General features: G+C 61.8%; 11 protein-coding genes, 2 tRNA genes and 1 pseudogene. 3 read left to right on the top strand and 11 right to left on the bottom strand.

Annotation, left to right across the window (positions count from 1 at the left end; genetic code table 11):
* Positions 1–154: 154 nt before the first annotated feature.
* From J7655_RS06315 to J7655_RS06300, 4 genes and pseudogenes are all read right to left on the bottom strand, one after another.
* Positions 155–544: pseudogene (locus tag J7655_RS06315) on the bottom strand (group II intron maturase-specific domain-containing protein); the annotation flags it as partial.
* 182 nt (positions 545–726) lie between these two features.
* Complete coding sequence (gene ahpF, locus J7655_RS06310; protein WP_230927034.1) at positions 727–2,283, bottom strand: alkyl hydroperoxide reductase subunit F; 1,557 nt, start codon at positions 2,281–2,283, stop codon at positions 727–729.
* A gap of 152 nt (positions 2,284–2,435) precedes the next feature.
* On the bottom strand, positions 2,436–2,999 hold the full coding sequence (gene ahpC / locus J7655_RS06305) for an alkyl hydroperoxide reductase subunit C (protein ID WP_230927033.1): 564 nt from the start codon (positions 2,997–2,999) through the stop codon (positions 2,436–2,438).
* A gap of 155 nt (positions 3,000–3,154) precedes the next feature.
* Complete coding sequence (locus tag J7655_RS06300) at positions 3,155–4,117, bottom strand: zinc-binding dehydrogenase (RefSeq protein WP_230927032.1); 963 nt, start codon at positions 4,115–4,117, stop codon at positions 3,155–3,157.
* Positions 4,118–4,245: 128 nt separating this feature from the next.
* On the opposite strand from J7655_RS06300, the gene J7655_RS06295 reads away from it, so the two are divergent.
* Together J7655_RS06295 and J7655_RS06290 are read left to right on the top strand one after the other, a co-directional pair.
* Positions 4,246–6,327, top strand: a complete 2,082-nt coding sequence (locus J7655_RS06295) for a carboxy terminal-processing peptidase (protein ID WP_230927031.1) — start codon at positions 4,246–4,248, stop codon at positions 6,325–6,327.
* A gap of 99 nt (positions 6,328–6,426) precedes the next feature.
* Positions 6,427–8,181 (top strand): bifunctional diguanylate cyclase/phosphodiesterase, encoded by a 1,755-nt coding sequence (locus J7655_RS06290; RefSeq protein ID WP_230927030.1) that lies wholly within the window; start codon positions 6,427–6,429, stop codon positions 8,179–8,181.
* Here the strand turns inward: J7655_RS06290 and J7655_RS06285 are convergent.
* The 7 genes from J7655_RS06285 to J7655_RS06255 form a co-directional block, all read right to left on the bottom strand.
* Positions 8,170–8,643: an SEL1-like repeat protein gene (locus J7655_RS06285; protein ID WP_230927029.1), complete on the bottom strand. Its 474-nt coding sequence runs from the start codon at positions 8,641–8,643 to the stop codon at positions 8,170–8,172. The two genes, J7655_RS06290 and J7655_RS06285, sit on opposite strands and share 12 nt — an antisense overlap.
* The gene (locus J7655_RS06280; RefSeq protein ID WP_230927028.1) at positions 8,636–9,001 is read right to left on the bottom strand and encodes a hypothetical protein; all 366 of its coding nucleotides are present in this window, start codon (positions 8,999–9,001) and stop codon (positions 8,636–8,638) included. Before J7655_RS06280 ends, J7655_RS06285 begins: the two co-directional genes overlap by 8 nt.
* Positions 8,998–9,324: a helix-turn-helix transcriptional regulator gene (locus tag J7655_RS06275; RefSeq protein WP_230927027.1), complete on the bottom strand. Its 327-nt coding sequence runs from the start codon at positions 9,322–9,324 to the stop codon at positions 8,998–9,000. The genes J7655_RS06280 and J7655_RS06275 overlap by 4 nt, the downstream gene beginning before the upstream one ends.
* A gap of 173 nt (positions 9,325–9,497) precedes the next feature.
* Entirely contained in the window at positions 9,498–9,941 is a 444-nt protein-coding gene (locus J7655_RS06270) for a YkvA family protein (protein WP_230927026.1), read from the bottom strand.
* Positions 9,942–10,277: 336 nt separating this feature from the next.
* Positions 10,278–10,994, bottom strand: coding sequence for a BamJ family beta-barrel-assembly machinery protein (locus tag J7655_RS06265; RefSeq protein WP_230927025.1), 717 nt, complete (start codon positions 10,992–10,994; stop codon positions 10,278–10,280).
* 187 nt (positions 10,995–11,181) lie between these two features.
* Positions 11,182–11,258: transfer RNA gene (locus J7655_RS06260), tRNA-Asp, on the bottom strand.
* Between the two features lie 15 nt (positions 11,259–11,273).
* Positions 11,274–11,349, bottom strand: a tRNA-Val gene (locus J7655_RS06255).
* 294 nt (positions 11,350–11,643) lie between these two features.
* On the opposite strand from J7655_RS06255, the gene rdgC reads away from it, so the two are divergent.
* Complete coding sequence (gene rdgC / locus J7655_RS06250) at positions 11,644–12,564, top strand: recombination-associated protein RdgC (protein ID WP_230927024.1); 921 nt, start codon at positions 11,644–11,646, stop codon at positions 12,562–12,564.
* The last annotated feature ends 39 nt before the right edge of the window (positions 12,565–12,603 follow it).

Below are 12,603 nucleotides of genomic sequence, written 5' to 3'. Positions count from 1 at the left end.
GCGCACCTATGCCGCGGTATCTAAGTATTGGTGCGCGCGGCGCACCCTACGCAAGCCGCTCACCGTAGATGGATGAGCAGCGGATCGAGTAGGAGGCGGGGTCGCCCCTGCCGTCCTCTCACACCACCGTACGTACGGTTCCGTATACGGCGGTTCAGGCCATACGGCTAAGCCGAGTGATCGTATCCAGTATTGACACCAGTCCAAGCGCATACCAGCGTTTCTTCGGCAGCGCCTGCCGCAGGTGCAAGGCGCCGGCGTTCCACCAGGGGCCGCGCCCGTTGGTGGCCGACTTCCAGGCCCGCTCCTCCGGTAAGCCCAGCCGCATCAGATTGCGTGCCCGGGTAACCGGTCGTTTCCAGTGCCGCCACAGCACATTGCGCAGCAACCGCCGCACCCAGCCATCCAGCTCTTCCACAGGCCGCTTGCTCTGGCTCAGCTTGAAGTAGCTGCTCCAGCCACGCAGAACCGGGTTGAGCCGCTCGATCAGCCAGGTCAGCTGACTACCCCGCCTAGCACGTAGCAGGCTTTTCACCCGTTCGCGACACCCTTGCCTTCCGCTAGCACTTCCCCTTGCCGGGCGTGCAGAGGACTTTCACCTCCAAGTCGTCCGGTTCACCACCACAGTGAACCGAACAGCGCCAGTCACGGCGCTACGCGCCATGCCTGGCGCACCCACAAAAAAGGCCACCCTGAGGGGTGGCCTTTCGTTTCTAGCGCAGCCGATCAGCTATGACGGATCAGGTGATCGAAGGCACTCAGCGAAGCCTTCGAGCCCTCGCCAATGGCGATGACGATCTGCTTGTACGGCACAGTGGTCACGTCGCCCGCTGCAAAGACGCCAGGAATGTTGGTTGCGCCCTTGCTGTCGACGATGATCTCGCCGAAGCGGTTGAGTTCGAGCGTACCCTTGAGCCAGTCGCTGTTGGGCAGCAGGCCGATCTGCACGAAGATGCCTTCCAGCTCGACGGTGTGCAGTTCTTCGGTGGTGCGATCCTTGTACACCAGACCGGTGACCTTCTGACCGTCGCCCTTGACCTCAGTAGTCTGCGCGCTCTTGATCACGGTGACGTTGGCCAGGCTGGCCAGCTTCTTCTGCAGCACGGCGTCGGCACGCAGGGTGTCGGCGAACTCCAGCAGAGTCACATGGCTGACGATACCGGCCAGGTCAATCGCGGCTTCAACGCCGGAGTTACCACCGCCGATCACCGCCACGCGCTTGCCCTTGAACAGCGGGCCGTCGCAGTGCGGGCAGAAGCACACGCCCTTGGCCTTGTATTCCTGCTCGCCAGGTACACCCATCTCGCGCCAGCGCGCGCCGGTGGAGAGAATCACGGTCTTGGCCTTGAGCGACGCGCCGTTGTCGAACTTCACCTCATGCAGGCCACCTTCGCTGCTGGCCGGCACCAGGGCCGAAGCACGCTGCAGGTTCATCACGTCAACTTCGTATTCCTTGACGTGTTCTTCCAGGGCGCGCACCAGTTTCGGGCCTTCGGTTTCCTTCACCGAGATAAAGTTCTCGATGGCCATGGTGTCCAGCACCTGACCACCGAAGCGCTCGGCGGCGAGGCCGGTACGAATGCCCTTGCGTGCGGCATAGATCGCGGCCGCAGCACCGGCCGGGCCACCACCGACTACCAGCACGTCGAAGGCGTCCTTGGCGCTCATCTTATCGGCATCGCGGCTGGCCGCGCCGGTGTCGATCTTGGCGAGGATTTCCTTCACTTCCATGCGACCGGAAGCGAAGACCTCACCGTTCAGGTAGATGCTCGGCACAGCCATGATCTGGCGGCGCTCGACCTCTTCCTGGAACAGCGCACCGTCGATGGAGACGTTGCGGATATTGGGGTTGAGCACGGCCATCAGGTTCAGCGCCTGGACCACGTCCGGGCAGTTCTGGCAGGACAGCGAGAAGTAGGTCTCGAACTCGAACTTGCCTTCGATGCTCTTGATCTGCGCGATGGTGTCGGCATCGAGCTTCGACGGATGGCCACCGACCTGCAGCAGGGCCAGCACCAGCGAGGTGAACTCGTGGCCCATGGGGATACCGGCAAAGGCAACACCGGTGTCTTCGCCCGGACGATTCAGGGCGAAGGACGGACGGCGGGCATCGTTGCCGTCGGTCTTCAGGGTAATCTTGTCGGTCAGGCCGACGATGTCTTGCAGCAGGCCCTGCAACTCCTGAGATTTCGCGCTGTCATCGAGGGACGCGACGATCTCGAACGGCAGGGTGACCTTCTCCAGATAGGCCTTCAACTGGGCTTTCAGATTGGCGTCCAACATGGCGGAAATTCCTCAAATACGAAAATTCGGGCAATAAAATGACCGAACGGATCGCGCCCGGGCATCGGGCACCACAAGGGCCGGTTAATGGCCCAAACAGCGCAAAAGGGTCCTTTCCGACCTGAGACAGGCCGGAAAGGAAGTTGGCAGATTTAGATTTTGCCAACCAGATCCAGCGACGGCGCCAGAGTGGCTTCGCCTTCTTTCCACTTGGCCGGGCAAACCTGACCCGGGTTAGCGGCGGTGTACTGAGCAGCCTTCAGCTTGCGCAGGGTCTCGGACACGTCACGAGCGATTTCGTTGGAGTGGATTTCCAGGGTCTTGATCTGGCCTTCCGGGTTGATGATGAAGGTGCCGCGCAGCGCCAGGCCTTCTTCCGGAATGTGCACGCCGAACGCGTTGGTCAGCTGGTGAGTCGGGTCACCGATCAGCGGGAACTGAGCCTTGCCAACGGCCGGCGAAGTTTCGTGCCATACCTTGTGCGAGAAGTGGGTGTCGGTGGTCACGATGTAGACCTCGGCACCAGCCTTCTGGAACTCGGCGTAGTTGTTGGCAGCGTCTTCGATTTCGGTCGGGCAGTTGAAGGTGAAGGCAGCCGGCATGAAGATCAGTACGGACCACTTGCCCTTCAGGGACTGCTCGGTGACTTCGATGAACTCGCCAGCGTGGAAAGCGTTGACCTTGAACGGCTGAACCTGAGTGTTGATGAGGGACATCTCTGACTCCTAGTGAAGTTGCTGTGAGGGTTAGGACTTTGCGGTCGCTATATTAGCCACCTAACGAAAAAAAGCTTATTGATTACAGCCATGATATCGATTGAATGCACCAATCGATAGCACAGCCCACGTCAGGCGCGGGCTGCAGCACTGGCTCAGGCCAGGCTGGGGTCAATCAGCAGCGCCAGTTTACCCGCGACCTGGTTACCGGCGAGTGTCTGGAACGCCGTTTCACTGTCTTCGATGGCAAAACTGCGCTCAAGTTGCGGCTTCAGACGCCCTTCGGCGAACAACGGCCAGACCTGTTGCTGCAGATCGCGCAAGAGGTCAGCCTTGAACTGATCGTCGCGATTGCGCAAGGTCGAACCGGTCAGCTGAATGCGCTTGCCCAGCACCTGTGCCAGGTCCAGCGAGGCCTCGCGCCCGCCCATCAGGCCAATGTTGATCCAGCGTCCGTCCAGCGCCAACAAGGCCAGATTGAGCGCCGCATACTGCCCGCCGACCGGATCGAGAATCACATCGAACGGCGCGAAGTCACGCAGCGCCTGCAAGTCTTCGCCACGCAGAACACCGCCCTGCGCGCCCAGTGTCTCGCAGTAAGCCAGGCGCTCGGCGGAGCCGACACTGACCCAGCACGGGCTGCCGAACGCCTTGCACAGCTGGATGGCCGCCGAACCGACACCACTGGCGCCGGCATGCAGCAGCACCTTCTCGCCGGGGCGCAGGGCGCCAAGCTGAAACAGGTTGAGCCAGGCTGTCGCATAGACCTCCGGCACCACCGCCGCCTCGACCAGGCTCAGCCCCTCGGGCACCGGCATCGCGTGGCGCGCATCGAGCACCACCTCCTCGGCCATGCCGCCCCCCGCCAGCAGGCAGCACACACGATCACCCACCTGCCAGGCACTGCCGGCGCCCACTTCGACCACCACCCCGGAACATTCCAGGCCCAGTGCCTGGCTGGCACCAGGCGGTGGCGGATAGAGCCCGGCGCGCTGCAACAGGTCAGCCCGATTGAGTCCGGCAGCCGCGACCTTCACCCGAATCTGCCCCGCGTCACAGACCTGTGCCGGTTGCTCCAGCCACTGCGCATGACCTCCGACGCCTTGCAATGCCTTCATGCTGCCTCCATAGTGCAAGTGAACCGAGCCCGGCGCTGACCGCCGGGCTTTCGCCTAGCGCCAACGGAACCTGGCGCCCTCAAATACGGCCTAATATGCGTTATCACCTGCCACTACGTCGAATCAGCATGAAGCGCTCTCTAGCAAGCACCGCCCTCGCCCTCGTACTCGGCCTCAGTGCCCTGCCGCTGGCGGCCAAGACCACCACAGCGACCAGCTGGGACTATCTGCAGCCGGATCGCGAGCAGGTGATTGCCAGCCTCAACGTAGTGGAGCTGCTGCGCCGCCATCACTACAACAAGCCGCCGCTCAATGATGAGCGCTCGATTCAGATCTATGACAACTACCTGAAGTTGCTCGATCCATCGCGCAGCTATTTCACTGCGGCTGACATTGCCGAATTCAACCAGTGGCGCACCCGCTTCGATGACCTGCTGAAAAGCGGCGACCTCGAACCCGGCTTCACCATCTACCGCCGCCACCTGAGCCGCATGGAAGAGCGCCTGAACTATGCGCTGGCCGAGCTGGACAAGGGCGTCGACAAGATCGATTTCAGCATCGATGAAGAGCTGCAGATCGACCGCGAGAAAGCGCCCTGGGCCAAGGATCGTGCCGAGCTGGACGACCTTTGGCGCAAACGCGTCAAGGACGAAGTGCTGCGCCTGAAGATTGCCGGCAAGGAAACCAAGGACATCCAGGAACTGCTCACCAAGCGCTACAAGAACCAGTTGGCGCGCCTCAAGCAGACCCGTGGCGAGGATGTGTTCCAGGCCTACATCAACGCCTTCGCCACCACCTACGATCCGCACACCACCTATCTGTCACCGGACAATGCGGAAAACTTCGACATCAACATGAGCCTGTCGCTCGAAGGCATCGGTGCCGTCCTGCAAAGCGACAACGAGCATGTCAAGGTGGTGCGTCTGGTGCCTGCCGGCCCGGCCGAAAAGAGCAAGCAGATCGCACCGGCCGACAAGATCGTCGGTGTGGCTCAGGGCAATGACGAGATGGTCGATGTGATCGGCTGGCGCCTGGACGAAGTGGTCAAGCTGATCCGTGGCCCGAAAGGCTCCACCGTGCGTCTGGAAGTGATTCCGGCCAGCAATCCGCCCAGCGACCAGACCAGCAAGGTGGTCACCATCACCCGTGAAGCGGTGAAACTGGAAGAGCAAGCCGCCAAGAAGAAGGTACTGCAACTCAAGCACGAAGGCCGTGATTACAAGCTCGGCGTCATCGAGCTGCCGGCCTTCTACCTCGATTTCAAGGCCTTCCGCGCGGGCGACCCGAACTACAAGAGCACCACCCGTGACGTCAAACGCCTGCTCGACGAGTTGCAGGCCGAGAAGGTCGACGGCGTGGTCATCGATCTGCGCAACAACGGTGGTGGCTCGCTGCAGGAAGCCACCGAACTGACCAGCCTGTTCATCGAACAAGGCCCCACCGTGCTGGTACGCAATGCCGACGGCCGTGTCGACGTGCTCGCCGACGAGAACAAGAGCGTTTACTACAGCGGCCCACTGGCCGTGCTGGTCAACCGCCTGTCCGCCTCGGCCTCGGAAATTTTCGCCGGCGCCATGCAGGATTATCACCGCGCGCTGATTCTCGGCGGCCAGACCTTCGGCAAGGGCACGGTGCAAACCATCCAGCCGCTCAACCATGGCGAGCTGAAACTGACCCTGGCCAAGTTCTATCGCGTCTCCGGCCAGAGCACTCAGCATCAAGGCGTGATCCCGGATATCACCTACCCGGACGTGATGGACACCAAGGACATCGGCGAAAGCGCACTGCCCGCTGCTCTGCCCTGGGACAGCATCCGCCCGGCGATCAAACCCGAGCTGGACCCGATCAAGCCGTTCCTGAGCGAGCTCAAGGCCCGCCATGAGCAGCGCACCGCCCAGGATCCGGACTTCGTCTTCACCCGTGATCGCCTGACCCTGGCCAAGAAGCTGATGGCCGAAACCACCGTCAGCCTCAACGAGCAGACCCGCCGGGCACGTCAGGCCGAAGTCGAGGCCAAGCAACTGGCGCTGGAGAACAACCGCCGCCAGGCCAAGGGCGAAGAGCCGCTCAAGGAACTGGAAAAGGAAGACGAAGACGCGCTGCCCCTTGCCGATGACAAGAGCACGCCGGAAGACGACGCCTACCTGGCAGAGAGCGGACGCATCCTGCTCGACTACCTGGGCCTGAACCCCTCGTTGGCGCTGCATTGAGACGCTTCAACCAACGTCATCAAAACGTCATCGAACTGTCGTGAAATGCAAGGGCCGGTCAAGCACCGGCCCTTTCGTTTCCGCCAGATCGAGACCACCATGACCGTCACCGAGCAGTTGAGCGCACTGGGCAACATCCTCGCTCACGGCGACCTCAGCAGCCTGTTCCAGCCTATCGTCTCGCTGTCCGAACAGCGCATTCTCGGCTACGAGGCACTGACTCGCGGCCCGTCCAACAGCCCGCTGCACTCGCCGTTGACGCTGTTCGCCGTGGCGCGTCATGTCGGCCGCCTCAGCGAACTGGAAATGGCCTGCCGCAAGAGCGCCTGCAGAGGCTTCAGTGATCTGGGCCTGGAGGGCAAGCTGTTTCTCAACGTCTCGCCGGAGTCACTGCTCGACCCCAGCCACCAGCCCGGACGCACCCTGAAGCTGCTGCAAACCTTCGGCATTCCGCCCAGCCAGGTGGTGATCGAGCTCACCGAACAATCGCCCACCGAAGACTTCGCCCTGCTCGACAACGCGCTGCATCACTATCGCGCCATGGGCTTCTCCATCGCCCTGGATGATCTGGGTGCCGGCTACTCCAGCCTGCGCCTGTGGTCGGAACTGCGCCCGGACTACGTGAAGATCGATCGTCATTTCATCGACGGCATCCACCAGGATGCGGTCAAACGCGAGTTCGTCGGCTCCATCCTGAAAATGGCCGAAGCCTCGCGCGCCCAGGTAATCGCCGAAGGCATCGAGCTGCCCGAAGAGCTGGCGGTGCTGGCGGAGATGGGCGTCGATCTGGTGCAGGGCTACCTGCTCAGTCGGCCGCAGGAAAAGCCGCCGCGCGACGCCCGTCAGTTGCTGCCTCGGATACCAGGTAACCAGACCACCCTCAACGAAGACAGCCATGACCTGAGCCCTCTGCTCAACGAACAGATCGCCGTCGACCAGCACACGGCCATCGCCGAGGTGCTGGAAGTCTTTCGCGCCCAGGCCAATCTCAATTCACTGGCCGTACTGGACAACCAGCACCAGCCGGTCGGTATCGTTCATCGCCACTCGCTGTCCGAGGCGCTGCTCAAACCCTTCGCCACTGACCTGTTCGCGCGCAAGCCGATCAGCCGCCTGATGAGCCAGGACTTTCTCGCCGTAGAGCTGACGCAGTCACTGCAAAAGGTCAGCCGCCTGCTTACCAGCCGTGCACGCCAACGTATCGAGGAAGACTTCATCATCATCCAGCACGGCCGCTACCTGGGCCTGGGCCGGGTGATCGACGTACTCAAGCTGATCACCGAGCAGAAGCTGCAGCAGGCACGCCACGCCAACCCACTGACTCTGCTGCCAGGTAACGTACCGATTCAGCAGTGCCTGAGCCGCTTGCTGCAGCAGCAACGTGAAGCGGCAGTGTGTTACGTCGACATCGACAGCTTCAAGCCCTTCAACGATCTCTACGGCTACGCCAAGGGCGACGAGGTACTGCTGTGCCTGGCGCAATGCCTGAACGAGCGGATCGACCCGGCGCGCGACTTCGTCGGGCATATCGGCGGTGACGATTTCATGCTGGTACTAGGCTCGAACGACTGGCGTGACAAGCTTGGCAGGCTGTTCGAGGATTTCCAGAATCAGTGTCGGCGCTTCTATCGCGATGAGCACCTGCAAGCCGGCTGTTTCATTGCCCACAACCGCAACGGGCAACGTCAGGAATATGCGCTGCTGTCACTGTCGATCGGCGTGGTGCATGTGAACGCTGAAGATTGCGCGCAGCTCGATGCCTCACGCCTGGCCGAAATGGCTTCCGAAGCCAAGCGTCAGGCCAAGGCCGTGCCCGGTTACAGCCTGCATATCCTCGCAGGCTCAGCGGCCTGAATCGGCCATGCCGGCATAGCGTTCGGCAGCCTGCGCATCAGCCTCCAGACCGGGCGCGCCCTCACGATATAGCTGGCTGAGGCGACGAGCGGCCAGCGGATGGCCAGCCGCCAGCGCCATCTCCCACCAGCGCACGGCATGCATGGCATCCGCCGCCTGGCGGGTATCAGCCTGCAGCGCCTGCACGCCCAACTGATAGGCAGCCTTGCCATCGCCGCCGTTGGCGGCCAGGCGCAACAGCCTCAGCCCTTCCTCACGCGCGCCAAGCCCCTGGCCGCGAAACAGCAGAATATGGCCATAGAAACTCTGCGCCGGCACATCCCCCAGGTTGGCCATACGTCCGTACTGACCCTGCATCCACTGCCACAGACGCGGCTGACGCAATGCCGCAGGCCAGTGGAAAAGACGCCGTGCCAGCCAGTAGCCAAGGCGTGCGCGCAACGGCCAGAGCCATCTAGACATCGACGGGATAGTCGAACTCGAACACGCGAGCGACCTCCGAGGCATGCCATGATGCCGCTGCCACACCATCGCAGGCCCCGCTAAAGCGCCCGAGATGGGTCACGCAGTCGAAGAATCCCGTACGCGGCAGGCGACTGGCGCCCTGGCTGATGACCAGTGCGCTGCGCAGCGGACGCTCGGCACGCGCATCCAGCGCAGCCAAATGCTCCAGAGCAGCGGTGAGGATTTGCATGGCTGGTGTTGGCAGGTCGAGCCGCTCGATCAACGCCCGGTAGGTGAGCAGGTGGCGCTGACGGCGCGCGTCGTCCAGCTCGGTCAATAAGGCCTGCCAATGCTGGCGGCTGATACGCACGCTCAAGACCAGCCCTCCAACCCCAGTTGCCACGCCAGCGAACGCATGATCGCGGCATCGGGCTGGCGTTCGCCGCTCTCGATCATCGCGAGGTAATGCGGGCTGATGCCGACGCTGCGCGCCAGGCTCTCTGCCGTCAGGCCCTTGGCCTCACGCAGCCTGCGCAACTGATCGAGTCCGGGCCGCTGCTGCTCTGCCACTGGCTCAGCAGCGCTGGCTTGCGCGACCACCGGTTCGCGCCCGGCATCGCGCAACAGAGCCTGATAATCGGCCCAGGGCAACACCGCGTACTCTGGCTCGCCATCACGGGCAATGATTTGCACAGTCATGAATCTCTCCGTTGGAAAGCAGGGCCGACGACCTCGACCCCCTCCTTGCAAACGGCCATCTTAACAGGCACCTGACGACTGAGGCGCAAACCTGCGACCAAGATATCAGCGCCAGGCTGGTGCTGCGTGCGCCATCCTGCCTGCTTGAGAGGCGATTCGCAGAGGCGCTGGCATCAGTTGCGTTGCGCCTCCACCCTTTGCGCCACAGGCAACTGCTCGATCAGCGCCAGGCGCTCGGGGCTCTGTGCCTCGCGCCAGGCCCTGAAGGCCTCCAGCTCGCCATGCCAGGTGCGCATGACCCAGGCCAGCACAGCCAGATCGTCGATGAAGCCAAGGCCAACCAGCCAGTCGGGAATGGCGTCGAGCGGCGCGATGACATAGAGCAACGCCGCCACGATGGTCAGTAACGCCTGCCGGCTGATCTGCCGGTACTCGCCCTTGAACCAGGCCAGGCTAAGGGCGCGAAGCAGTTGCAGGTCATCCCTGAATACAGCGAAGCGCTGTCCTTGAGGGGTACGCTTGTCACGCAGCGCATGCAACAGCTCCGGCAGCCGACCTTCACGCAGAAAACGAGCAGCCTGCGGCAGGTAGCGGAACAATTTCCAGGGTGTTTTCATTCGCTCTCCTCGGCAAGCCAGGCGTTTTCTGGGCTTGCCTCGCTTACCCACAGAACCTGTGGATAACTCTGTGCAAAGACTTTCGACAAGCCTACCAAAGCCCCGTGGCATGGGGCCTTGGGTTAGATCGGATATTTTTTATACAACATATAAAATTCAATAAAATCAACAATTTGCATATTGCGAACAAGAGACTTGCAAGTTTTGCACGGGCTTGTTAGGAACCCTTTGCATGATGTGCATAAGCGTAACACTCAGGGCGCCTCGTAGCGGCTGAGCGCCCCCAGAAACGACAACGCCCCGTCAAGACGGGGCGTTGTCAGCGGGCAGCGTGTGTTACTGTTCGGACGGCTCGGCGGCCTGATCCTTGATACTGATCAGCTCCAGGTCGAACACCAGCACCGAGTTGGCCGGAATGGCCGGGGACGGGCTCTGCTCGCCGTAAGCCAGTTCACTGGGGATGTACAGTTTATACTTCTCGCCAACGTGCATCAGTTGCAGACCCTCGACCCAACCCGGGATCACACCACCAACCGGCAGATCGATGGGGCTGCCGCGAGCGACGGAGCTGTCGAACACACTACCGTCGGTCAGCTTGCCTTCGTAGTGCACGGTTACCACGTCGCTTTCCGTGGGCTGAGGGCCATCGGCCTTCTTGATCACTTCGTATTGCAGGCCGGAGTCGGTGGTAACGACGCCTTCACGCTTCCCGTTCTCTTCGAGGAATTTCTTGCCGGCTTCGGCCGCTTCCTTGTTCAGCGCCGTCATGCGCTCTTCGGCACGGTTCTGCAGGAAGGAGAAAGCCTCGACCATCTCTTCATCCTTGATGCGCGGCTCCGTCTTCGCCAGTGCATCTTCGATGCCCTGAGCGACGGCCTTGGAGTCCAGATCGTCCATGCCCTCTTCAGACAGGCTACGCCCCATGTTCAGGCCAATACCGTAGGAGGCTTTCTGCGCCGGGCTCTTGAGTTCGACTTCGCTGGTTTGCGAGTCGCAACCGGCAAGCACCAGGCCCACCAGGGCAACCGCTGCCGCCAAACGATGCTGTTTCATGCTTGTTCCTTGTAGATGCGCCCGAAGGCCGTCGTGTGAAAGCGCGAGCTTAGCAGTACGCCGCGATAACTGGCTACGGCATAGGAGCCGAGCAATGCGCATAAGTTCAAGCAAACAAAGAATTTTTTCGAATATTTCAGCGGATGCTGAGGCGTTGTCACAGGAGGGGATGCAGCGAGGATAAGAATGGCGCAGCGGACGGGACTCGAACCCGCGACCCCCGGCGTGACAGGCCGGTATTCTAACCGACTGAACTACCGCTGCGCGTAACTGCGAGATTGGTGGGTGATGACGGGATCGAACCGCCGACCCTCTGCTTGTAAGGCAGATGCTCTCCCGGCTGAGCTAATCACCCTTCACTCTCGAAGTGGGGCGCATTCTAGAGAGCGATGCAGGCCTTGGCAAGCCCTCTTCACAAAAAAATTTACCGCCGCAGCAAGAACTTAGCTGCGACCGGCGAATTTCCTCACAGACTCGTTGTCAGGGTTGGCCTGAACACGCCAGCGGAGAATAATGCGTGTTCTGTGCCGGCGGTCAGCGTTATTGGCCCGCCACCTTCATCCGTCGCTGCGCGCCAGCTTTCCCCAACGGGAGAGTTCAAGGATGGCGCCAACCCGCGACCTCATCATCAATGGAGAATCACCCGCTCATGTGGTTTCGTAACCTGCTGGTCTACCGCCTCACCCAGGACATCCCTTTCGACGCCGAAGCGCTGGAGACCGCACTGGCCAGCAAACCGGCCCGTCCCTGCGCCAGCCAGGAACTGACCACCTACGGTTTCACCGCCCCCTTCGGCAAGGGCGCCGATGCGCCACTGGTGCATGTCAGCGGCGACTTCCTGCTGATTGGCGCACGCAAGGAAGAACGCATTCTGCCGGGCTCGGTGGTGCGTGATGCGCTGAAGGAGAAGGTCGACGAAATCGAAAACACGCAGATGCGCAAGGTGTACAAGAAGGAACGCGACCAGATCAAGGATGAGATCGTCCAGGCCTTCCTGCCGCGCGCCTTTATCCGCAAATCCGGCACCTTCGCCGCCATCGCACCGAAACAGGGCCTTATCCTGGTCGACAGCGCCAGCGCCAAAAAAGCCGAGGATCTTCTCTCCACCCTGCGTGAAGCCATCGGCTCGCTACCGGTGCGCCCGCTGTCGGTGAAAATCGCGCCGACCGCCACTCTCACCGACTGGCTGAAGAACCAGAGCGCTGCCGAAGGTTTCTTCGTCCTCGACGAATGCGAACTGCGCGACACCCACGAGGACGGCGGCGTGGTGCGCTGCAAGCGCCAGGATCTGACCAGCGAGGAAATCCAGCTGCACCTGTCCACCGGCAAACAGGTTACTCAACTGTCGCTGGCCTGGCAGGACAAGCTGTCGTTCGTGCTCGATGACAAGCTGACCATCAAGCGCCTGCGCTTCGAGGATGTGCTGCAGGAGCAGGCCGAACAGGACGGCGGTGACGACGCCCTGGCCCAGCAGGACGCCAGCTTCATCCTGATGATGATGACCCTGGTGGAATTTCTGCCGGAGCTGTTCAGCGCACTGGGCGACGAAGAGATTCCGCAGGGGATCTGAAGCAGGACGCAGGTCTGTAGGAGCGGCGCCCCGCCGCAA

The sequence above is a fragment of the Pseudomonas wenzhouensis genome, from assembly GCF_021029445.1.
GTDB classification, from domain to species: Bacteria; Pseudomonadota; Gammaproteobacteria; order Pseudomonadales; family Pseudomonadaceae; genus Aquipseudomonas; species Aquipseudomonas wenzhouensis.
This window is presented reverse-complemented; position numbering and strand designations above follow the sequence as displayed.